The sequence below is a fragment of the Streptococcus sp. SM3 genome, assembly GCF_027497875.1.
Window position 1 is genome coordinate 19,995 of sequence record NZ_JAJNSA010000012.1, and the last position, 22,765, is coordinate 42,759.

The following is a 22,765-nucleotide window of genomic DNA, read 5'->3' on the forward strand; positions in this document are numbered from 1 at the left end:
TCTATAGAGTTGGGATTCCTGAAGAACAGCTTAGGTGACCTTCCTTATCGATGAGGATAGCTTCGATGCCCTCCAAACTTTCAACTTGCCAGAGGATAGAAGCAGGTCTTTCTCCAAATAGACGAGTTGTCCAGATTTCACCATCAACTGATTTATCAGAGATGATTGTTAGACTCGCTAGTTCCGTTTCAACAGGATAACCTGTTTGGCTGTCAAAAATATGATGGTAATCTTTTCCATCGACAGTCAGGTGACGTTCATAAATGCCTGAAGTCACGACAGATTTATTGACAACAGGGATGGTCATTAAGTGATTTCCCCTCGGATTGGCTGGGTCTTGAATCCCAATTTGCCAAGGCTGATCCCCTCTTGCCTGATTTTTTCCAATAGTCAGGATATTCCCTCCCAGATTAATCAAGGCAGATGTCACTCCCTCTTCTCTAAGAAATTGGGCAACCTTATCCGCACTATAACCCTTGGCTAAACAACCTAGGTCTATCTTCATTCCTTTCTGTTTTAAAAACACAGTGGAAGTAGAAGAATCTAACTCGATATAATGAGGATTGATTAAAGGTAGCACTGATTCAATTTCTTGGAGTTGGGCCACTTTGGCATCTGAAAAACCGATACGCCAGGTTTGAATCAAGGGACCAATGCTGATGTTGAGATGACTAGAGGGCGCTAGGCTATGCTCTAATCCAAGTGAAATCAGTTCAAACAGGTCTGGATGAACTTTGACAGGAGCTATTCCAGCTTGATAATTGATTTCCATCAACTCAGATTCTTGACTATTGGCATTGAAGCGGTATTCAAGCTCTTTGAGCAAATCAAAGGATTTTTGGAGCAAGCTATCGGCTCGCTCATCTACTAATGAAATAGTGATAGTAGTCCCCATTAGCCGTTCGGAATGTGAACTAAGAGGCAAGCTACCAACTCCTTTCTCTTATGAAAAGAAGGCTGAAATATAGTAAATTTATATTAAATTTAACCCCTTACATTTTCTTTCCATGATACTAGCATACCATAAAGTCAGCGTTTTCACAAATGAAATTTGTAAACTTGTCAAGAAATATGCTCAGAAAATAAAGAGTAATTGTAAGAAAGACTGATAAAATACAGATTATTTACATTTTTTTACAAAAAAATCGGGAAAATTAGCTAAACTCTTGTAAACGCTAACAGTAAATGTTATACTAGAAGGGTAAATTTAAAATTGAAGGTAGGAATTTTTCTATGAGTAAAATCGTTGTAGTTGGTGCTAACCACGCTGGTACAGCATGTATTAATACTATGTTGGATAATTTTGGCAATGAGAACGAAATTGTTGTATTCGACCAAAACTCTAACATCTCTTTCCTAGGATGTGGAATGGCCCTTTGGATTGGTGAACAAATTGACGGTGCTGAAGGCTTGTTCTATTCTGATAAAGAAAAATTGGAAGCTAAAGGTGCTAAGGTATATATGAACTCACCAGTTCTTTCAATCGACTATGATAACAAAGTAGTTACTGCAGAAGTTGAAGGAAAAGAGCACAAAGAATCATACGATAAATTGATTTTCGCTACAGGTTCTACACCAATCTTGCCACCAATCGAAGGTGTTGAAATTGTTAAAGGCAACCGCGAATTTAAAGCAACTCTTGAAAATGTACAATTCGTTAAATTGTACCAAAACGCTGAAGAAGTGATTCACAAATTGTCTGATAAGAGTCAACACCTTGACCGAATCGCCGTTGTTGGTGGTGGTTATATCGGTGTTGAACTTGCTGAAGCCTTTGAACGTCTTGGAAAAGAAGTTGTCCTTGTTGATATCGTTGATACTGTTTTGAACGGTTACTATGACAAAGACTTCACACAAATGATGGCGAAGAACTTGGAAGACCACAACATCCGCTTGGCGCTTGGTCAAACTGTTAAAGCAATCGAGGGTGATGGTAAAGTTGAACGCTTGATTACTGATAAAGAAACTTTCGATATCGATATGGTTATCCTTGCAGTTGGTTTCCGTCCAAATACTGATCTTGCTGATGGTAAGATTGAACTCTTCCGTAACGGTGCCTTCCTTGTAGACAAGAAACAAGAAACATCTATCCCTGGCGTTTACGCTGTAGGTGACTGTGCAACTGTTTATGACAATGCACGTAAAGACACTAGCTACATCGCTCTTGCTTCAAATGCTGTTCGTACTGGTATCGTTGGTGCATATAACGCTTGTGGACATGAATTGGAAGGAATCGGTGTGCAAGGTTCAAACGGTATCTCTATCTACGGTCTTCACATGGTTTCAACCGGTTTGACTCTTGAAAAAGCTAAAGCAGCAGGTTACAATGCAACTGAAACAGGCTTTAACGATCTTCAAAAACCAGAATTCATGAAACATGATAACCATGAAGTAGCAATCAAGATTGTCTTTGACAAAGATAGCCGTGAAATTCTTGGTGCACAAATGGTTTCACACGATTCTGCAATCAGCATGGGAATCCACATGTTCTCACTTGCTATCCAAGAGCATGTGACAATTGATAAATTGGCATTGACAGACCTATTCTTCTTGCCACACTTCAACAAACCATACAACTACATCACAATGGCTGCCCTTACAGCTGAAAAATAAAAATGAATGACCTATCTGACCTTAAGTTAAGGTCAGATGGTTTTTTAGTCAATGTGTACCCATACAATTATATTTTTTTTATCTTGTGATTCATTCTAATCTAACTTAAAATGAAATGGTAGCTACCAATACAAATGATGAGGATAAAGAAATGACTGAAAATCGTTACGAACTAAATAAAAACTTGGCACAGATGCTCAAAGGTGGGGTTATCATGGACGTTCAGAATCCTGAACAGGCCCGTATTGCAGAAGCTGCTGGTGCGGCAGCTGTGATGGCCTTGGAGCGGATTCCGGCTGATATTCGTGCAGCAGGTGGGGTTTCTCGTATGAGTGATCCAAAGATGATTAAAGAAATCCAAGAAGCGGTTAGCATTCCAGTAATGGCCAAGGTCAGAATCGGGCATTTTGTTGAAGCTCAGATTTTAGAGGCTATTGAAATTGACTATATCGATGAGAGTGAAGTTTTATCTCCAGCTGACGACCGTTTCCATGTGGACAAGAAAGAATTCCAAGTTCCTTTTGTCTGTGGGGCTAAGGACTTGGGTGAAGCCTTGCGTCGTATCGCTGAAGGTGCTTCTATGATTCGTACAAAAGGAGAACCAGGGACAGGAGATATTGTTCAAGCTGTTCGTCATATGCGTATGATGAATCAGGAAATTCGCCGCATTCAAAACCTACGTGAGGACGAACTTTATGTTGCTGCTAAGGACTTGCAAGTACCTGTAGAATTGGTTCAATACGTCCATGAGCATGGAAAATTGCCAGTTGTAAACTTTGCGGCTGGAGGCGTTGCAACGCCAGCAGATGCTGCGCTGATGATGCAATTAGGGGCAGAGGGTGTCTTTGTCGGTTCAGGTATTTTTAAGTCAGGAGATCCTGTTAAACGAGCGAGTGCCATTGTCAAAGCGGTAACTAATTTCCGAAATCCTCAAATTTTAGCTCAAATCTCTGAAGATTTAGGAGAAGCCATGGTTGGTATCAATGAAAATGAGATCCAAATCCTCATGGCTGAGCGAGGAAAATAGATGAAAATCGGAATATTGGCCTTGCAAGGGGCCTTTGCAGAACATGCAAAAGTGCTAGAGAAATTAGGTATCGAGAGTGTTGAAATCAGAAATTTAGAGGATTTTCAGCAAAATCAGAGTGACTTGGCGGGTTTGATACTACCTGGTGGGGAATCTACAACAATGGGCAAGCTCTTACGTGAGCAGGACATGCTGATTCCCATTCGAGAAGCAATTCTATCTGGTTTACCGGTGTTTGGGACCTGTGCGGGTTTAATTTTGCTGGCTAAGGAAATTACTTCTCAGGACGAGAGTCATCTAGGAACTATGGATATGGTAGTCGAGCGCAATGCCTATGGGCGCCAACTAGGAAGTTTCTACACGGAAGCAGAATGTAAGGGAGTCGGTCAGATTCCAATGACCTTTATTCGTGGTCCAATTATCACTAGTGTTGGAGAGGGTGTAGAAATTCTAGCAACAGTTGATAATCAAATCGTTGCAGCCCAAGAAAAAAATATGTTGGTAACTTCTTTTCATCCAGAATTGACTGATGATGTGCGCTTGCACCAGTACTTTATCAATATGTGTAAAGAAAAAAGTTGAGATTGAATTTCTCAACTTTTTTACATGTAATAAACAATGGCAATGTATTGGAGGGCAGACGCAGCTAGGATAAAAAGATGCCAAATCATGTGGAAATAAGGTTTCTTCTTGGCGTAAAATCCAGCCCCAACTGTATAACATAGTCCGCCAGTTACCATGAGACTCCAGAAAATGGGTGTCGTTTGACTGATAATGGCAGGAATGATAGCTAGAACCAACCAGCCCATAATCAGGTAAAGAGCAAGGCTAAATTTCTCATTGACTTTTTTAGCAAAGATTTTATAGAGAATACCAAAGATGGTCGTTCCCCATTGGATGGCAATAATCAGATAGCCAAACCAGTTATTCATTAAGGTCAAGACGACGGGCGTGTATGAGCCAGCAATGGCAACATAAATCATAGAATGGTCGATGATTCGCAAGACATATTTGTGGGTTGAACCATAGGCCATAGAGTGGTAAATGGTGGATGATAGAAACATGAGAAAGAGACTAATAACGAAAATGGAAACGCCGATAGATGATAAAAATCCGTGTGCCTCATAACTATAGGTGGATGAAATGGGGAGTAAGATGAGCATGATGACGGCACCCACAGCATGGGTCACGCTATTAGCAATCTCCTCTCCAAAACTGAGTTGTTTGCTGAGTTTAAGACTAGTGTTCATTGGATTACCTCCTCTTGAGTATGATGGATTAAGGCTAGAGTTTGATGATAGAGTTTAACGGTTTGGCAGCTGGTTTGGATAATGGGGTTAGCTGGATCAATTCCTTGGTTCATGTAGTTTACAAAAGCATCGTAGAGTTGGTCTGAACTTGCTTGAGTTTGTAGAGTATTAAGTGTCTGTGCTATTTCTTGAATAGAGAATACCGACTTGAGGGTTGTGATAGCAATCAAACGAGCAATCTGTTGGCGTTGGTATTTTTTCTTGTCAGGCTTTGTCAGATAACCATGTTTGACATAGTTATTGACCATAGATGCTGTCAGGCCCTTGTCTTTATCAGGAGAGATAGGGGCGCAGACCTGATTGACATAGAGCAAAACCTGGTCCAGATAGAGGTCAATATTTGGGATTTCTGCCCATTTTGGGTAGGAAAAGGTAGTTTTCATTTTCAACTCCTTTTTATCTAGTTTTAATAACTAGATTATAAAATAATAAAAACAGAAAGTCAAGTTTTAACTGCTTGTAGAAAGACTTAAATTATGCTATGATGGGAGAAACTAGTCAGAAATGAGGAGAAAAGATGGAAATTCGTTTAGCTTTTCCAAATGAAGTAGGTGCCATCATGCAGGTGATAGAAGATGCTAAAAAATGTTTAGCAGATGCTGGTAGTGACCAGTGGCAAAATGACTATCCAAATGCTGATATTATTATTGAAGATATTATCTCAGGTCAAGGCTACGTAGCCTTGGAAGAGGGAGAATTACTAGCTTATGCAGCTGTGACCAAGAGTCCAGAGGCAGCCTATGAAGCCATTTATGAAGGAAAATGGCAAGCTGGAGAGTCAGAGTACCTAGTCTTTCACCGTATTGCTGTGGCAGCAGATGTCCAGGGACAGGGAGTTGCTCAAACCTTTTTAGAGGGCTTGATTGAAGGTTTTGACTATCTAGATTTTCGCTCAGATACGCATGTTGCAAACAAGGCCATGCAGCATATCTTTGAAAAACTCGGTTTTAAACAGGTTGGTAAGGTTCCAGTTGATGGCGAACGCTTGGCCTATCAAAAATTAAAGAAATAATGCAAAAGATGTACGTAAAAATGCTCTACTTTTCGCCAATAGGAACCTTGTCTTTGGTTGCCGACGAGCAATATCTGTATGGAATTTGGGTTCAGGAGCAGAAGTATTTTGAGAGGGGGATAGGAGATGAAACAATAGAAGAAGTTGTTAGTCATCCCATTTTAGACCCAGTTATTGCTTGCTTAGATGATTACTTTAAAGGCAAGTCTCAGAATTTATCCAACTTGCCCTTGGCTCCAATCGGAACGGATTTTGAAAAGAGAGTTTGGTCCTATTTACAGGAAATTCCTTATGGTCAAACAGTGACCTATGGACAAATAGCTCAAGACCTACAAGTGGCTTCTGCTCAAGCAATTGGTGGAGCGGTAGGACGCAATCCGTGGTCTATCCTAGTACCTTGTCATCGGGTGTTGGGCGCAGGCAAGCGTCTGACAGGTTATGCTGCAGGAATGGAAAAGAAAGCATGGCTATTGGAGCATGAAGGCGCAGATTTTAAAGATATAAACAATAGAAAGTGAAAGACATGTTAGAATTTATCGAATATCCAAAATGTTCAACTTGTAAAAAAGCAAAACAAGAATTAAACCAACTCGGTGTGGACTATAAAGCTGTCCATATCGTCGAAGAAACACCTAGCCAAGAAGTCATTTTAAATTGGCTAGAAACCTCAGGTTTTGAGTTGAAGCAATTTTTCAACACCAGTGGAATCAAATACCGTGAATTGGGGCTGAAAGATAAGGTAGGAAGCCTGTCAAACCAAGAAGCAGCTGAGTTGCTAGCAAGTGACGGTATGTTGTTAAAACGCCCCATTTTAGTAGAAAATGGAACTGTTAAGCAAATTGGTTATCGAAAACCTTATGAAGAATTGGGATTGAAATAGTTTTTACTTATCTCTTTGATAGATAAAATATATAACCTCCCTGTTTCAAAGTATGATAAACTAGTAGGTGGACAAAGTCTGTATCTGACCGTAGCAAATAATTTCATTGACGGCAGAAGTATGGTAGAATGAATCATTATCAGGAGAGGATGTTTTTATGAATGTTACAACGATTTTAGCATCAGATTGGTACCAAAATTTGATGCAATTGATTCCGGATGGTAAACTTTTTAGCCTGCGTTCGGTCTTTGATGGAATTCCAAGAATTGTCCAACAACTTCCAACAACGATTATGTTGACAATTGGTGGTGCCCTTTTTGGCTTGGTTTTGGCACTTCTTTTTGCTATTGTGAAAATCAATCGTGTCAAGATTTTATACCCCTTACAGGCCTTCTTTGTTAGTTTCTTAAAAGGGACACCGATTTTGGTGCAACTCATGTTGACCTACTATGGAATTCCTTTGGCTTTGAAAGCTCTCAATCAGCAATGGGGTACTGGTCTCAATATCAATGCTATTCCAGCGGCTGTTTTTGCGATTGTAGCCTTTGCCTTTAATGAGGCAGCTTATGCTAGTGAAACCATTCGTGCAGCCATTCTCTCAGTCAATCCTGGTGAGATTGAGGCAGCACGAAGTCTGGGTATGACCCGAGCGCAAGTTTATCGTCGAGTGATTATTCCAAATGCAGCGGTGGTAGCTACTCCAACCTTAATCAATTCCCTAATCGGCTTGACCAAGGGAACTTCTCTAGCCTTCAGTGCTGGTGTTGTGGAAGTCTTTGCCCAAGCTCAGATTTTGGGTGGTGCCGATTATCGTTATTTTGAACGCTTCATCTCCGTTGCCCTTGTTTATTGGGTAGTCAATATCGGAATTGAAAGCCTCGGTCGTTTCATTGAGAGAAAAATGGCTATTTCTGCACCCGATACAGTGCAAACAGATGTGAAAGGAGACCTTCGTTAATGATTAAGATTTCGAATTTAAGCAAATCCTTTTCAGGACAGACTGTCTTGGATCATCTGAACTTGGATATTCAAAAAGGGGAAGTTGTAGCCTTGATTGGTTCTTCAGGAGCTGGAAAATCAACTTTCCTTCGCAGTCTCAATTATCTTGAAACACCTGACAGTGGCTCTATTCAGATTGATAATTTCTCAGTTGATTTTTCTAAAATCACTCAAGAAGAAATCCTTGCCCTACGCCGTAAGTTGTCTATGGTTTTCCAACAGTTTAATTTGTTTGAACGCCGAACAGCACTTGATAATGTAAAAGAAGGCTTGGTTGTTGTCAAGAAATTATCTGATCAAGAAGCGACTAAGATTGCCAAGGAAGAGTTGGCTAAGGTTGGACTTTCGGACCGTGAAAACCATTACCCTCGTCATTTATCAGGTGGACAAAAGCAACGGGTTGCCTTAGCGCGTGCTCTCGCTATGAAACCAGATGTCTTACTCTTAGACGAACCAACTTCAGCCCTTGACCCAGAATTGGTTGGTGAAGTAGAAAAGTCTATTGCAGATGCTGCTAAGTCAGGTCAAACTATGATTTTGGTTAGTCATGACATGTCCTTTGTAGCCCAAGTGGCTGATAAGATTCTCTTCTTAGATAAGGGGAAAATCATCGAGTCTGGAACACCGGATGAGATTATCCACCATCCTAAAGAAGAGCGGACAAAAGAATTCTTCGCTAGTTACAAACGGACTTATATTTGATATAATAGATAAAGGAAAACTCAGTTAGCTGGACTAGCTGAGTTTACTCTTTAAAAAAGATAGAAATGAGAGAAATCATGCTACTGCAACTATTTTCTTTATATTTCGAGAGTTTGATCTTGACCACCATCCTCGTCCTGATTTTTTTAGGGATTTGGATTGGACTGAGAGCCATGTCGGGAGTTGATAAGACAGCCAAGGCTCGCCAAGCCCATCTCTATGATATGATTATGATTGGGGTCTTGGTTGTTCCGGTATTATCCTTTGCGGTTATGAGTTTAATTCTTGTTTTCAAGGCATAATCCTTGCTTGATTGACAAGAAAGAGTTAGAATAAAGATAGTTACAACAAGAAAGAAGGAATCTATATGTACGATACTATTATTATCGGTGCTGGACCTGCAGGGATGACTGCAGCCTTGTATGCTGCTCGAAGCAATCTAAAAGTAGCCTTGATTGAAGGTGGTCTGCCAGGTGGTCAGATGAATAATACATCTGATATTGAAAATTACCCAGGATACGCTAATATTAGTGGACCAGAATTGGCAGAAAAGATGTTTGAACCGCTTGAAAATCTTGGTGTTGAGCACATTTATGGTTATGTTGAAAATGTCGAAGACCATGGTGATTTTAAGAAAGTGATTACTGATGACCGAACGTATGAAACACGTACAGTTATCGTAGCGACTGGCTCTAAACACCGTCCTTTGGGAGTACCTGGAGAAGAAGAACTGAACAGTCGTGGTGTTTCTTACTGTGCCGTGTGTGATGGTGCTTTCTTCCGTGACCAAGATTTGTTGGTAGTCGGTGGTGGAGATTCAGCTGTTGAAGAAGCCCTCTTCTTGACTCGTTTTGCTAAGACTGTGACCGTTGTTCACCGTCGTGACCAACTTCGTGCTCAAAAGGTTTTACAAGACCGCGCCTTTGCGAATGAGAAAGTCAGCTTTATCTGGGATTCTGTAGTGAAGGAAATCAAGGGCGAAAACCGAGTAGAATCTGTCGTATTTGAAAATGTGAAAACAGGTCAAGTGACAGAACAAGCCTTTGGTGGTGTCTTTATCTATGTTGGATTGGACCCTCTTAGCGATTTTGTTAAAGAATTGAATATCCAAGATCAGGCTGGATGGATTGTGACAGATAACCACATGAAAACTGCAGTTGACGGTATCTTTGCAGTTGGAGATGTTCGCTTGAAAGACCTCCGCCAAGTAACAACAGCAGTTGGAGATGGAGCTATCGCTGGTCAAGAAGCTTATAAGTTTATCACCGAACATAGTTAATCATAAAAAAGTTTCCAATCAGATGACTGGAAACTTTTTTTATAGTCTATTTCGGAAAACTTCGTACATGAGAATAGCTGCAGCAACACTGGCATTAAGGCTTTGAACATGTCCATTCATAGGAATGGTAATCATTTCATCTACCTGTTTTTTGATGTTGCTAGAAATGCCTTTTCCTTCATTTCCGATGATGAGGGCGATTTTCCCTTTTGTATTCCATTTATGGCAAGGAGTCCCATTCATATCCGTTCCAAAGGTCCAGAAGCCTTCATCCTTGAGTTTATCTAAAGTTTGACTGAGATTGGTTACTCGGGCAATCGGAACGTGTTCAATAGCACCTGTGGCTGTTTTGGCAACGACAGGAGTTACTCCGACAGCACGGTGCTTGGGAATGATGACTCCTGAAACATTGGTCGCATCAGCGGTTCTTAAGATGGAGCCTAAGTTGTGAGGATCAGTTAACCCGTCCAGAATTAATAGCAAAGGATTTTCTTCTTGGCGTGTTTTGGCAAGAATGTAATCTAGCTCGCTATAGGCAAATTCAGACACTCGTAGAACAAAACCTTGGTGGACAGCACCTTCAGTCATCTCAGAGAGGGATTTTTTTGAAGTCCAAGAAATGGACACCTTCTTTTCTGTAGCCAGTTCCTTGACTTTCTCAACATTCTTACCTCGGAGATCTTCTTGGAGGTAGAGTTTGTTGCCAGTGTTTGCAAGGAGAGCTTCGGTAACGGCGTGGACGCCATAGACAATATCATTTGTTTTCATGCCTCTATTATAACACAAAACCCCGTCTTGCAACGGGATTTTCTTTATTCTAGAATCAGTAAACCATCTTTAACTGCAAATGGGTCTTTTTCATTGATACGATCGTAAAACATGATACCGTTGATGTGGTCAATTTCATGCTGAACAACGATGGAGTTGTAGCCTTTGAGCTTGATACGGTGTTTTTCTCCATCCTTGTCAAAGTAGTCAACAGTAACGCGGGCATGGCGAACAACATAGCCAGGCACGTTGCGGTCAACAGAGAGGCAACCTTCTCCTTCACCAAGAGCAGCGTCTTGAACAGAGTGAGAGACGATTTTTGGATTGTACATAATAGCTTGCAAGTCGTAAGCTTCCTCTGGAGTTTCGCCTTCTTCAACAATATTAGGTACCAAAACAGCGATAATGCGTTTTGAGATATCTAATTGAGGAGCAGCAAGTCCAACTCCACCGCGGAGCCCCATTTTTTCAGCCATGACAGGATCTTGGGAATGTTTGAGGAATTGCATCATCTTTTCGCCAAGAATGATTTCTTGATCAGATAGGGGGAAAGTGACTTCCTCAGCAACTGCGCGTAGAGTAGGATTCCCTTCGCGGATAATATCGTTCATATCAATTAAGTGAGCAGCTTTTGTAATACGTTCTATTGCAGACATTTTCTCTCCTTTCATTACCTCTACATGATATCACAAAATGATAAGGAATGAAAGCATTTCGGCATCTAGCTTTTATAGAAAATACCTACTAGGTTCGATTCAATTGTGAAAGAATTACTTATCTGTGATATAATAAAAAGAAAAGGCTTGCATTAGAAAGTAGGGAGAATGAAGATGCAAAGAAGACAAGATAGACATAAACGTGGACCAGTTTTTCATTTTGTGAGAGGCTTTGTAAACTTTTTTAGGAGTTATCGCAAGTGGAGTAATAAGGGATTTGTGGCGATACTCTTGCTAGCAGTTGCTTTATCAATGGGCTTGGTCTTGCTGTTTGAAAGTTTCCAAGGAATCCCCTTGACCAGTCAAAAAAAGGATGCCATTTCTAAAGAAGCAAATAAGACAAATCAAAAATCTAAAGATCAGGAAGAAGAAACAAGTGCTCGTATTATGGCCCATGGAGATTTACTTTACCATGATATTATCTATATGTCAGCTAAAAAGGAAGATGGCAGCTATGATTTTCATGAGAATTTTGAATACGTAACTCCTTGGCTTAAGCAGGCAGATTTGGCAATAGGTGATTTTGAAGGGACCATTAATAAAGATCATTATCTAGCTGGCTATCCTTTATTTAATGCTCCTGGTCAAGTAATGGATGCTATTAAAGATGCTGGGTATCATGTTTTAGATTTAGCCCATAATCATGTTTTAGATTCGCAAATTGAAGGAGTCATTTCAACGGCAGATGCAATTGAAAAGGCAGGAATGACACCTATTGGAGTTTATACGCACGAGTCACGTGATCAAGCTCCGCTCGTTATCAAGGAAGTGAACGGTATCAAGGTTGCACTTTTGGCTTATTCTTATGGATTTAATGGAATTGAGCAAAGTATTTCTCAAGAAGATTATAACCGCTATCTTTCAGACCTAAACGAAGATAAGATGAAGGCTGAAATTGAGCGTGCAGAGAAGGAAGCGGATATTACTGTTATCATGCCTCAGATGGGTGTTGAGTATCGAATAGAACCGACTGAAGAGCAAAAGGCTTTGTACCACAAGATGATTGATTGGGGAGCGGATATTATCTTTGGAGGCCATCCACACGTAGTTGAACCATCTGAGATTGTTGAAAAAGATGGAGACAAGAAACTCATTATCTATTCAATGGGGAACTTCATTTCTAACCAACGTATTGAAACAATGACTGGTGTAGACAATGCTAAGTGGACAGAGCGTGGTGTTCTTATGGATGTAACTGTCAAGAAAAAAGATGGACAAACAACTATTGAAACAGCTAAAGCTCATCCTACTTGGGTCAATCGAACACCAAAAGGAACTTTTTCACCAGAAGGATATCCCCTATATCATTACCAAACCTATATCTTAGAAGACTTTATCGAGGGTGGTAGCCATCGTGACCAGTTAGATGAAGCGACTAAGGAGCGAATTGATACAGCCTATAAAGAAATGAACGAACATGTGGGATTGAAGTGGGACTAGCTTAAATCCAGAGGAAAGTAAATGACGATTAAAGTAATTGCGACAGATATGGATGGGACCTTGCTGGATGCTAGAGGCCAGCTTGATCTCCCACGCTTGGAAAAGATTTTAGATCAGTTGGATCAAAGGGGTATTCGTTTTGTCATCGCGACTGGGAATGAAATTCACCGCATGAGGCAACTACTGGAGCACTTGGTCGATCGAGTGGTTCTGGTTGTTGCAAACGGTGCTCGTATTTTTGAAAACAATGAATTGATTCAGGCTCAGACTTGGGATGATGCCATTGTCGATAAGGCTTTGGCTCATTTCAAGGGTCGAGCGTGTCAGGACCAGTTTGTTGTAACGGGGATGAAGGGTGGTTTCGTCAAAGAAGGTACGATTTTTACAGATCTTGAAAGTTTTATGACTCCAGAAATGATTGAAAAATTCTACCAACGGATGCAATTTGTGGATGAATTAACCTCCGACCTCTTTGGTGGTGTGCTCAAGATGAGTATGGTTGTTGGTGAGGAACGTTTGAGTTCTGTTTTAGAAGAAATCAATGACCTCTTTGATGGCCGTGTTCGGGCTGTATCGAGTGGCTATGGTTGCATTGATATCCTCCAAGCTGGGATTCATAAAGCGTGGGGCTTGGAAGAATTACTCAAGCGCTGGGACTTGAACCCCCAACAAATCATGGCTTTTGGTGACAGTGAAAATGATGTTGAAATGCTTGAAATGGCTGGAATTGCCTATGCGATGGAAAATGCTGATGAGAAAGCCAAAGCTGTGGCGACTGCTCTAGCACCAGCTAACAGCCAAGGAGGAGTTTACCAAGTCTTGGAAAACTGGTTAGAAAAAGGAGAATGAAGTGGCAGTACAGTTATTAGAAAATTGGTTACTAAAGGAACAAGAAAAAATCCAAACCAAGTATCGTCACTTAAATCAAGTTTCTGTTGTAGAGCCAGATATTCTTTTTATTGGGGATTCCATTGTCGAATATTATCCTCTACAGGAATTATTTGGGACTTCGAAGACAATTGTCAATCGAGGCATTCGAGGTTATCAGACAGGGCTGTTATTAGAAAATCTAGATGCTCATCTGTACGGTGGAGCAGTAGATAAAATTGTCCTTTTGATTGGGACAAATGATATTGGAAAAGATGTGCCTGTGAATGAGGCTCTCAATAATATCGAAGCTATCATACAATCCATTGCTCGCGATTATCCATTGACAGAGATGAAATTGCTTTCTATTTTGCCAGTCAATGAGGGAGAGGAGTACAAGCAGACAGTCTATATCCGCACGAATGGAAAAATTCAGAAATGGAATCAAGCCTATCAAGAGCTTACTTCTGCCTATATGCAGGTAGAATTTGTGCCAGTTTTTGATAGTTTGACAGACCAAGTAGGTCAACTCAAAAAAGAATATACAACTGATGGACTGCATCTCAGTGTTGCTGGTTATCAGATTTTGACAAAATCTTTGAAAGACTATCTTTTGTAGTTAATTGCTTTCCTTTTTGCATTTTTGAGTTAGATAAGGTATAATGGTTTTGTTGTCTTTTGGGGTCGTTACGGATTCGACAGGCATTATGAGGCATATTTTGCGACTCGTGTGGCGACGTAAACGCTCAGTTAAATATAACTGCAAAAAATAACACTTCTTACGCTCTAGCTGCCTAAAAACCAGCAGGCGTGACCCGATTTGGATTGCTCGTGTTCAATGACAGGTCTTATTATTAGCGAGATACGATCAAACTTTGTCTAGCAGTTTGGTAAGAGATTTATAGGCTCGCAGTTCCTAGGCTTGAGTTATGTGTCGAGGAGCTGTTAAAACAATACATAACCTATGGTTGTAGACAAATATGTTAGCAGATGTTTGGACGTGGGTTCGACTCCCACCGGCTCCATTATTCTTTTGCATTCCTTTCTAAAACGTTGTACTTACAGCGTTTTTTATTTTGTTCTTTGGTATTCCTTGGTATTCTTTTTTACAAAAAGGATACAATTTTCAGTTGTATCCTAAATATTAAAGCAAGTCCTGAATTTTCTTAAGTTTTTATCATATTTTCTGTTATAATTAAGGTGCTTTAAGAAAAATAATGAAAAAACTAAATGTTTTTCATATAGTTTTCATTGTTTTAATAGTTTAAAGTCAATCTTATTTTTCTCTAATAGAAAATAATGAAAAAGTAGGTTTAGAAAGAGGTAAGTATCTATGTCTTCTCATAAAAAAGTGTCACTCTCTGAGATTAATCAATCTATCGATACTCCAAATAACAATCATTTCTGGCAAAATTTAAAGGCCTTTTTAGGTCCGGGTGCTCTTGTCGCAGTTGGTTATATGGATCCAGGAAACTGGATTACCAGTGTAGTCGGTGGTGCTTCCTATAAGTATAGTCTCTTGTTTGTTATCTTGATTTCATCTCTCATTGCCATGCAACTTCAGCAGATGGCAGGAAAGCTTGGTATTGTAACCCAGATGGACCTGGCTCAAGCAACGGCTCATCATTCACCTAAATGGCTTCGTTATAGTCTATGGGTGATTTTAGAATTAGCCTTGATGGCGACAGATCTGGCAGAAGTTCTAGGTTCAGCGATTGCTCTCAATCTTCTCTTTAAGATTCCGATTATGATAGCAATTCTCTTGACCGTGTTGGATGTTTTTCTCTTATTGCTTCTGATGAAATTTGGCTTTAAGAAGATTGAAGCTATTGTGACAACACTGATTTTAACCATTCTAGCAATTTTTACCTATCTGGTAGCTTTGTCACATCCAAGCTTCCAAGGAATCGTTGAGGGTTATCTACCGAATGCAACCTTATTTGAAAGTCCCTTGCCAGGGCATGAAAGTCAATTAACCTTGGCACTAGGGATCGTGGGAGCAACGGTTATGCCCCATAACCTCTATTTGCATTCTTCCTTGTCTCAAACTCGGAAAATCAATCACAAGGACAAGAATGATGTTCGAAAAGCCGTGCGCTTTATGACCTGGGATTCAAATCTCCAATTATCCTTGGCCTTTGTGGTTAACTCCCTTCTATTAATTCTCGGGGCGGCTCTCTTTTTCGGCCATGCATCTGAGATTTCTGCCTTCTCTCAAATGTATAATGCCTTGCAGGATTCTACTATTGCAGGAGCTATAGCTAGCTCGACCTTATCAACCTTGTTTGCCTTGGCTTTATTAGCCAGTGGTCAAAATTCGACAATTACGGGTACCTTGACTGGACAAATCGTTATGGAAGGTTTCTTGCATATGAGATTACCTCAATGGTTCATTCGTTTGGCAACTCGTCTCTTTGCCTTGTTGCCTGTCATGATTGTAGCGGTTCTGTTTGGTCATCAGGAAAAAACATTGGATCAGTTATTGGTTTATTCACAAGTCTTTCTTTCGATTGCTCTTCCATTTTCAATCTTCCCACTGATTTATCTAACTTCTAAGAAATCACTGATGGGAGAATTTACCAATGCCAAATGGAATACCATCCTTGGCTATATCGTTTCCATTATCTTAACAATTCTCAATGTGAAATTGTTATTTGATATTTTCTAAGAAATTCACCCGAGTTATAAAACAAGCATATAAGAAAAAAGATACCCAAGATTTCTTGGGTATCTTTTTTAAAATAAACGGAAGACATGGGATTCGAACCCACGCACGCTGTTACACGCCTACCGCGTTTCCAACACGGCCTCTTAAGCCTCTTGAGTAATCTTCCAATGCTTACTCAAATAGTCTACCATAAAGCCTCTTATCTTGCAATAAAAATTCTGGAAATGAGAAAAATGATAGAATTTGAAAGAAAATGATAAAAAATGCTTGACTTTGAAAGAGAGTGTGATAGAATGAATAGTGTAAACGATAACAGGAGGTGATTCGGTGTTAAAAACAGAGCGGAAGCAACTGATTCTAGAGGAGTTAAATCAACATCATGTAGTTTCTCTAGAAAAATTAGTTAGTTTGCTAGAAACGTCAGAATCAACGGTTCGAAGAGATTTGGATGAGTTGGAAGCGGAAAACAAGCTTCGTCGCGTGCATGGTGGAGCAGAATTGCCCCATTCCTTGCAGGAAGAAGAAACCATTCAAGAAAAATCTGTCAAAAACCTTCAAGAGAAGAAGTTGCTAGCTCAGAAGGCAGCCTCTCTCATCAAGGAACAAGATGTCATCTTTATTGATGCTGGAACAACAACTGCTTTTTTGATCCATGAATTGGTCAATAAGAATATTACTGTTGTAACCAACTCGATTCACCATGCTGCTCAGTTGGTTGAAAAGCAAATTCCAACTGTCATGGTTGGAGGAAGTGTCAAGATGGCAACAGATGCTAGCATCGGGGGCGTTGCTCTTAATCAGATTAACCAATTGCACTTTGACCGTGCTTTTATCGGGATGAATGGTGTGGACGATGGTTATTATACGACTCCTGATATGGAGGAGGGAGCTGTGAAGCGTGCTATTTTGGAAAACGCCAAACAGACCTATGTCTTGGTGGATTCGTCTAAAATTGGACAAACTTGCTTTGCCAAGGTAGCACCACTCAAACGAGCTATTGTTATCACAAGTCAAGGGCATGAGCTCTTGCAGGCTATTAAGGAGAAAACGGAGGTAATAGAAGTATGATTTATACAGTCACACTCAATCCATCTATTGATTATATCGTTCGTTTGGACCAAGTCCAAGTCGGTAGTGTCAATCGTATGGACAGTGATGATAAGTTTGCTGGAGGGAAAGGAATCAATGTCAGTCGTGTCTTGAAACGCTTGGATATTCCAAATACAGCAACTGGATTTATCGGAGGCTTTACTGGTAAATTTATCACGGATACTTTGGCTAATGAAGAAATCGAGACACGTTTTGTCCAAGTAGCAGAAGATACTCGTATCAATGTTAAGATTAAAGCGGACCAAGAAACAGAAATCAACGGAACGGGTCCAAATGTCGAACCAACCCAGTTAGAAGAATTGAAAGCTATATTGTCTAGTTTGACTGCAGAAGACACGATTGTCTTTGCTGGTTCAAGTGCTAAAAATCTAGGCAATGTTATCTATAAGGATTTGATTGCCTTGACGCGTCAGACGGGTGCACAAGTGGTTTGTGACTTTGAAGGACAGACCTTGATTGATAGTTTGGACTACCAGCCACTTTTGGTCAAACCAAACAATCATGAACTTGGAGCGATTTTTGGGGTTAAACTCGAAAGTTTAAATGAAATTGAGAAGTACGCTCGTGAGTTACTGGCTAAAGGTGCTCAAAACGTCATTATCTCTATGGCTGGTGATGGTGCACTTCTTGTCACATCTGAGGGAGCTTACTTCGCAAAACCTATCAAGGGAACAGTGAAAAATTCAGTCGGAGCTGGTGATTCAATGGTTGCCGGATTCACAGGTGAATTTGTCAAATCAAAAGATGCAGTAGAAGCCTTCAAATGGGGAGTGGCTTGCGGAACGGCAACCACCTTCTCGGATGACTTGGCAACAGCGGAATTTATTAAAGAAACATATGAAAAAGTTGAGGTAGAAAAACGATGAAAATTCAAGACCTATTGAGAAAAGATGTCATGTTGCTGGATTTGCAGGCGACTGAAAAAACAGCTGTCATCGACGAGATGATTAAAAGTTTGACAGACCACGGTTATGTAACAGATTTTGAAACATTTAAAGAAGGCATTTTGGCGCGTGAAGCTTTGACTTCTACTGGTTTGGGTGATGGTATCGCAATGCCTCACAGTAAAAATGCTGCTGTCAAAGAAGCGACTGTTCTCTTTGCTAAGTCAAACAAGGGTGTTAATTACGAAAGTTTAGATGGGCAACCAACCGACCTCTTCTTTATGATTGCGGCTCCAGAAGGTGCCAATGACACTCACTTAGCGGCCTTGGCAGAATTGTCTCAATATTTGATGAAAGACGGCTTTGCTAACAAACTTCGTCAAGCAACATCAGCTGACCAAGTTATCGAACTTTTTGACCAAGCTTCAGAAAAAACTGTGGAGGCTGTTCAAGGAGCTGCCAATGACTCTGGTGACTTTATTGTGGCTGTTACAGCTTGTACGACAGGTATTGCCCACACTTACATGGCCCAAGAAGCCCTTCAAAAAGTAGCTGCTGAAATGGGGGTTGGTATCAAGGTCGAAACCAATGGTGCTAGCGGTGTTGGAAACCAACTAACTGCTGAAGATATCCGTAAGGCTAAAGCGGTTATCATCGCAGCAGATAAGGCTGTAGAAATGGATCGTTTCGATGGCAAACCATTGATCAGTCGTCCGGTTGCTGATGGTATCCGTAAAACAGAAGAATTGATTAACTTGGCTCTTTCAGGAGGTACGGAAGTCTACCGTGCTGCTAATGGAGCAAAAGCTGCAACTACAAGCAACGAAAAACAAAGCCTTGGTGGTGCTTTCTACAAACACTTGATGAGTGGTGTATCTCAAATGTTGCCATTCGTTATCGGTGGTGGTATCATGATTGCACTTGCCTTCTTGATTGACGGTGCTTTGGGTGTGCCGAATGAAAATCTTGGCAATCTTGGTTCTTACCATGAGCTAGCTTCTATGTTCATGAAAATTGGTGGAGCTGCCTTTGGTTTGATGCTTCCAGTCTTTGCAGGTTATGTTGCCTACTCTATCGCTGAAAAACCAGGTTTGGTAGCAGGTTTCGTGGCTGGTGCTATTGCCAAAGAAGGTTTTGCCTTTGGTAAAATCCCTTATGCAGCAGGTGGTGAAGCAACTTCAACTCTTGCAGGTGTCTCATCTGGTTTCCTAGGTGCCCTTGTTGGTGGATTTATCGCAGGTGCTTTAGTTCTTGCCATCAAGAAATACGTTAAAGTTCCTCGTTCGCTTGAAGGTGCTAAATCAATCCTTCTCTTGCCACTTCTTGGAACAATCTTGACTGGATTTGTCATGCTAGCTGTTAACATCCCAATGGCAGCAATCAACACTGCTATGAATGACTTCCTAGGTGGTCTTGGAGGAGGTTCAGCTGTCCTTCTTGGTATCGTTCTTGGTGGAATGATGGCTGTCGACATGGGTGGACCAGTCAACAAAGCTGCCTATGTCTTTGGTACAGGTACGCTTGCAGCGACTGTTTCTTCAGGTGGTTCTGTAGCTATGGCGGCAGTTATGGCTGGAGGAATGGTTCCACCGCTTGCTATTTTTGTCGCAACTCTTCTCTTTAAAGGTAAATTTACCAAAGAAGAACGCAACTCTGGTTTGACAAATATTATCATGGGATTGTCATTTATCACCGAGGGAGCAATTCCATTTGGTGCCGCTGACCCAGCACGTGCTATCCCAAGCTTCATTCTTGGTTCAGCAGTAGCAGGTGGACTTGTTGGTCTTACTGGTATCAAACTCATGGCGCCACACGGAGGAATCTTCGTGATTGCCCTTACTTCAAATGCTCTTCTTTACCTCGTTTCTGTTTTGGTAGGAGCAATCGTAAGTGGTGTGGTCTATGGTTACCTACGCAAACCACAAGCAGTTAAATAAAAGGGAACTATATACCAGTTTAAACCAACCACAAAATGTAGTATTTCAACAATATCGAAAAAGACGATTTCCGTTTGGAAATCGTCTTCTCACTATTTCAATAGTTCATACTCAAATAATTTACTTTCAAGCTCATTCTCATAGTAATCAGCTAACCTTGTTTTAAGTTCTTTTAGTTTAGTGTTAACTTTTTCATTGTTGAATATCTTTTTATCATTACCATCTTTGTATGATGTATTTATGTCCAATTCAATTTGATAAGTACCATAATTGTATTTTGGATTATATTCTTGAGTATTTTTAGCTAGTTCAAGTAATTCATCAAAGACGCCTAGCAACATTAAGTCAGCTCTATCAAGTTTTCCATATTTTTCTTGTTCGACCAATTCTTTACGAACTAGAGAGTTCTCATCTAGGCACATTTCGTTACTATAAAACTTTTCATCAGAACCATCAAAGCTCAAACAATGATTTTTTTGAGAGATACAAGTCCATAATGTAGCTTTTCTAAGAAAATCTGTATCCTCTGTATACAAATCCCCTTTATCAGCAGTTGTGTAGTAAATATCCCTTTCATACCAGTTTTTTTGAGGGTATTGCTTGGCAACAAATAAAGCAGTTTGCTCTGCGTAATTATTTGTTCTAACTTGACTACCTCGTCCATGATAAATAGCAATTCTAGTCATTCTTATGTCCTGCGGAGTAGTACCAAAACCACTGGCTTCTATAACCGCTAAAATATTGTCATTATAAACAGGTTTTCCATAGCTTTTTAATGGTACTTCTTTACCATCGTAGCCAGTAGCAATTTTAGATAACACATCTGTTTTTAACTTTTTAGAATAGTATTCTCCTAGCGTTTTGTATACTTTTTTTATAGTGACATGCTTCACATCTTTAAGAATAGCATCCTCAGGTACATCAATGACTGCTGCTCCTTTCCCAGTTCCCCATTTTTTATTATCTCTCCATATTTCTTTAGCAGTTACAGTAATACTTTCAGTTTCGTTATCTTGATCGTTTTTCCAAAGTGCTACCAAAACGGAACTTTCTTGTGCTTTAAAGTTCCCTCTGTTTGCTAGAAAACCATTAATAAAGATTTTTTGCATTAGACCAACTGATTTCCAATACTTAACAGGAGCAAATAAAATATAATAGTCGTTTTCATCTCTCATAAAGTATTTTTCAAAAGACCAAACAAATTGATTTAGCAAATCTTTTGCATGGTTACTATCACCCACAAATTCATCGGACATCAATTTCCTTATATAGCTAAATTTATCTATCGATTTAACATTTCCTTCTTGAGCCCGAGCTAATTCGCTAGAATAAGGGGGATTTTCAAAACCAATAATCGCAACATTTTTGTCATCTATGATTTCTTGTAATGTATTATGTTTTCCATCTGTTTCCATTGGAATCGATAAAAACTCTTCTGCTAAAGCATCCCCACCTGTTACTAAGTTCCCCTTGTTTGCTTGTACAATTGAAAGTGGTGGTATGATAGCCCTCACTTTTCCAATATATTTGTTATACAAAACAAGCCATTCTTTTATTTCATAAGTATTCAAGATAACATGGCCTAACTCTTCTTCAGTTAAATAATGCTCTAATGCTCCTGTACCAGCACATCTATCCAAAATAACATAGTCCATATTTTTAGGAAGACTGCTAATAGCTTGACGAACAAGTTTAGTTGCTTCTTTAACATAAGGTAATGGTGTATAAAACGCTCCTAAATCTTTTCTATTTGCAGGGTCATTTAATGCGTCCATCACGGTGTCAAAATCGCTTTCGTCTCCACACCAAGGTAAGATATAGTTTTCGACTATTGAATTAGACGGTTGTTTGAGCATCTCAAACATTTGAGATTTTGTTGTTGTTTTATCGTGACGGTATATGTAGTTCGCCCACCCTAAAATGTTTGGAAAGCCAATTTCAAACTTTTGATACTCGTCTATTTGGAATAATTCACGCAATTCACGATTTTTAGGGCTCTTTGGTTGAAAAACATCAAATTCAATTACTTTTTCAGGATTAGTAGCATCTTTTAAAGTCTTCTGATTTACATTTTTTGATGCACTATTCGTATAATTTTGTAAAATTTCTAAACGATATTTAGTTGCATCATAAACACTAGCACGATTTTTATTAATATCAACTAAAACGATTTTGCTTGGTATAGGAATACCACCTTTAATCCTTAATTTAGACAGATAGTGGATAGCTTGAGTAAGCACAGCATTAAGATCAGCAATGCTATTTTTAAATTCAAACAGAGATCCGTTAACGATACCATCAGTATTTTCGATTAAAATATCTTTTTCATCAAAACCGAAATTTCTCCAGAAAAATAAATTGTCTGCTCTTTCATTTCCAGATTGCCAACTTCTATCAATAGCTAGAGGCGTCATTTTACACCTCCAACAATCAACTCATTGAGTTGAGAAACAACAGAAAAGACCTTCTCACAAAAATGTGAAAAAGTCTGTTTTAGGGCTTGACAAAAAATACGCTTGATTACATAATCAGCGTGAGCTGTGAGCTGTGAGC

23 protein-coding genes, 1 tRNA gene and 1 other RNA gene are annotated in these 22,765 nt (G+C 39.9%); 18 read left to right on the plus strand and 7 right to left on the minus strand.

What is annotated here, in order from left to right; all coding sequences use genetic code 11:
• Nucleotide 1: 1 nt before the first annotated feature.
• Nucleotides 2-925 carry an FAD:protein FMN transferase gene (locus PAN06_RS03630; protein WP_061864020.1) on the minus strand — a complete coding sequence of 308 codons (924 nt, stop codon included), beginning with the start codon at nt 923-925 and terminating at the stop codon, nt 2-4.
• Nucleotides 926-1,233: 308 nt separating this feature from the next.
• On the opposite strand from PAN06_RS03630, the gene PAN06_RS03635 reads away from it, so the two are divergent.
• The 3 genes from PAN06_RS03635 (at nt 1,234) to pdxT (ending at nt 4,222) form a co-directional block, all read left to right on the plus strand.
• Nucleotides 1,234-2,613 carry an FAD-dependent oxidoreductase gene (locus PAN06_RS03635; RefSeq protein WP_269795614.1) on the plus strand — a complete coding sequence of 460 codons (1,380 nt, stop codon included), beginning with the start codon at nt 1,234-1,236 and terminating at the stop codon, nt 2,611-2,613.
• A gap of 151 nt (nt 2,614-2,764) precedes the next feature.
• A complete protein-coding gene (gene pdxS, locus PAN06_RS03640) occupies nt 2,765-3,640 on the plus strand; it encodes a pyridoxal 5'-phosphate synthase lyase subunit PdxS (protein ID WP_000138517.1) in 876 nt (291 codons plus the stop codon).
• Nucleotides 3,641-4,222 (plus strand): pyridoxal 5'-phosphate synthase glutaminase subunit PdxT, encoded by a 582-nt coding sequence (gene pdxT / locus PAN06_RS03645; protein WP_261116578.1) that lies wholly within the window; start codon nt 3,641-3,643, stop codon nt 4,220-4,222.
• 20 nt (nt 4,223-4,242) lie between these two features.
• On the opposite strand, the gene PAN06_RS03650 is transcribed toward pdxT, so the two are convergent.
• On the minus strand, nt 4,243-4,890 hold the full coding sequence (locus PAN06_RS03650; protein WP_001097996.1) for a hemolysin III family protein: 648 nt from the start codon (nt 4,888-4,890) through the stop codon (nt 4,243-4,245).
• A complete protein-coding gene (locus PAN06_RS03655; protein WP_269795615.1) occupies nt 4,887-5,333 on the minus strand; it encodes a DUF1836 domain-containing protein in 447 nt (148 codons plus the stop codon). The genes PAN06_RS03650 and PAN06_RS03655 overlap by 4 nt, the downstream gene beginning before the upstream one ends.
• 134 nt (nt 5,334-5,467) lie before the next feature.
• Here PAN06_RS03655 and PAN06_RS03660 point away from each other — a divergent pair, with 134 nt between their 5' ends.
• From PAN06_RS03660 to trxB, 7 genes are all read left to right on the plus strand, one after another.
• A complete protein-coding gene (locus PAN06_RS03660) occupies nt 5,468-5,962 on the plus strand; it encodes a GNAT family N-acetyltransferase (protein ID WP_269795616.1) in 495 nt (164 codons plus the stop codon).
• A complete protein-coding gene (locus PAN06_RS03665) occupies nt 5,962-6,480 on the plus strand; it encodes a methylated-DNA--[protein]-cysteine S-methyltransferase (RefSeq protein ID WP_115904760.1) in 519 nt (172 codons plus the stop codon). The genes PAN06_RS03660 and PAN06_RS03665 overlap by 1 nt, the downstream gene beginning before the upstream one ends.
• Before the next feature lie 5 nt (nt 6,481-6,485).
• Complete coding sequence (locus PAN06_RS03670) at nt 6,486-6,842, plus strand: arsenate reductase family protein (protein ID WP_000889092.1); 357 nt, start codon at nt 6,486-6,488, stop codon at nt 6,840-6,842.
• Between the two features lie 157 nt (nt 6,843-6,999).
• Complete coding sequence (locus tag PAN06_RS03675; RefSeq protein ID WP_001103451.1) at nt 7,000-7,800, plus strand: amino acid ABC transporter permease; 801 nt, start codon at nt 7,000-7,002, stop codon at nt 7,798-7,800.
• Nucleotides 7,800-8,543 (plus strand): amino acid ABC transporter ATP-binding protein, encoded by a 744-nt coding sequence (locus PAN06_RS03680; RefSeq protein WP_004260009.1) that lies wholly within the window; start codon nt 7,800-7,802, stop codon nt 8,541-8,543. Before PAN06_RS03675 ends, PAN06_RS03680 begins: the two co-directional genes overlap by 1 nt.
• 77 nt (nt 8,544-8,620) lie before the next feature.
• The gene (locus PAN06_RS03685; protein WP_000926599.1) at nt 8,621-8,845 is read left to right on the plus strand and encodes a DUF4059 family protein; all 225 of its coding nucleotides are present in this window, start codon (nt 8,621-8,623) and stop codon (nt 8,843-8,845) included.
• 65 nt (nt 8,846-8,910) lie between these two features.
• Complete coding sequence (gene trxB / locus PAN06_RS03690; protein WP_269795617.1) at nt 8,911-9,822, plus strand: thioredoxin-disulfide reductase; 912 nt, start codon at nt 8,911-8,913, stop codon at nt 9,820-9,822.
• 39 nt (nt 9,823-9,861) lie between these two features.
• Here trxB and rlmB read toward each other — a convergent pair whose 3' ends face one another.
• Nucleotides 9,862-10,590 carry a 23S rRNA (guanosine(2251)-2'-O)-methyltransferase RlmB gene (gene rlmB, locus PAN06_RS03695; RefSeq protein ID WP_000855753.1) on the minus strand — a complete coding sequence of 243 codons (729 nt, stop codon included), beginning with the start codon at nt 10,588-10,590 and terminating at the stop codon, nt 9,862-9,864.
• Nucleotides 10,591-10,634: 44 nt separating this feature from the next.
• Entirely contained in the window at nt 10,635-11,246 is a 612-nt protein-coding gene (gene def / locus PAN06_RS03700) for a peptide deformylase (RefSeq protein ID WP_004260025.1), read from the minus strand.
• A gap of 174 nt (nt 11,247-11,420) precedes the next feature.
• On the opposite strand from def, the gene PAN06_RS03705 reads away from it, so the two are divergent.
• The 5 genes from PAN06_RS03705 (at nt 11,421) to PAN06_RS03725 (ending at nt 16,281) form a co-directional block, all read left to right on the plus strand.
• Complete coding sequence (locus PAN06_RS03705) at nt 11,421-12,746, plus strand: CapA family protein (RefSeq protein ID WP_080709995.1); 1,326 nt, start codon at nt 11,421-11,423, stop codon at nt 12,744-12,746.
• 21 nt (nt 12,747-12,767) lie between these two features.
• Nucleotides 12,768-13,595, plus strand: coding sequence for an HAD family hydrolase (locus PAN06_RS03710; protein ID WP_125443061.1), 828 nt, complete (start codon nt 12,768-12,770; stop codon nt 13,593-13,595).
• A gap of 1 nt (nt 13,596) precedes the next feature.
• Nucleotides 13,597-14,232 carry an SGNH/GDSL hydrolase family protein gene (locus tag PAN06_RS03715; protein ID WP_269795618.1) on the plus strand — a complete coding sequence of 212 codons (636 nt, stop codon included), beginning with the start codon at nt 13,597-13,599 and terminating at the stop codon, nt 14,230-14,232.
• 61 nt (nt 14,233-14,293) lie between these two features.
• Nucleotides 14,294-14,641: a transfer-messenger RNA gene (gene ssrA, locus PAN06_RS03720) on the plus strand.
• Between the two features lie 305 nt (nt 14,642-14,946).
• Nucleotides 14,947-16,281, plus strand: a complete 1,335-nt coding sequence (locus PAN06_RS03725) for an Nramp family divalent metal transporter (RefSeq protein ID WP_004260041.1) — start codon at nt 14,947-14,949, stop codon at nt 16,279-16,281.
• A 78-nt stretch (nt 16,282-16,359) separates the two neighbouring features.
• Here the strand turns inward: PAN06_RS03725 and PAN06_RS03730 are convergent.
• A tRNA-Ser gene (locus PAN06_RS03730) sits at nt 16,360-16,447 on the minus strand.
• A gap of 161 nt (nt 16,448-16,608) precedes the next feature.
• Between PAN06_RS03730 and PAN06_RS03735 the strand changes: the two genes are divergently transcribed.
• Genes PAN06_RS03735 through PAN06_RS03745 form a run of 3 tightly spaced genes read left to right on the plus strand, consistent with a single transcriptional unit; the run spans nt 16,609 to nt 20,212 of the window.
• A complete protein-coding gene (locus tag PAN06_RS03735; protein ID WP_000920651.1) occupies nt 16,609-17,349 on the plus strand; it encodes a DeoR/GlpR family DNA-binding transcription regulator in 741 nt (246 codons plus the stop codon).
• Entirely contained in the window at nt 17,346-18,257 is a 912-nt protein-coding gene (gene pfkB / locus PAN06_RS03740) for a 1-phosphofructokinase (RefSeq protein WP_269795619.1), read from the plus strand. The genes PAN06_RS03735 and pfkB overlap by 4 nt, the downstream gene beginning before the upstream one ends.
• Nucleotides 18,254-20,212 carry a fructose-specific PTS transporter subunit EIIC gene (locus PAN06_RS03745; RefSeq protein ID WP_269795620.1) on the plus strand — a complete coding sequence of 653 codons (1,959 nt, stop codon included), beginning with the start codon at nt 18,254-18,256 and terminating at the stop codon, nt 20,210-20,212. The genes pfkB and PAN06_RS03745 overlap by 4 nt, the downstream gene beginning before the upstream one ends.
• A 92-nt stretch (nt 20,213-20,304) precedes the next feature.
• Here PAN06_RS03745 and PAN06_RS03750 read toward each other — a convergent pair whose 3' ends face one another.
• Nucleotides 20,305-22,626, minus strand: coding sequence for a hypothetical protein (locus tag PAN06_RS03750; protein ID WP_269795621.1), 2,322 nt, complete (start codon nt 22,624-22,626; stop codon nt 20,305-20,307).
• Between the last annotated feature and the right edge of the window lie 139 nt (nt 22,627-22,765).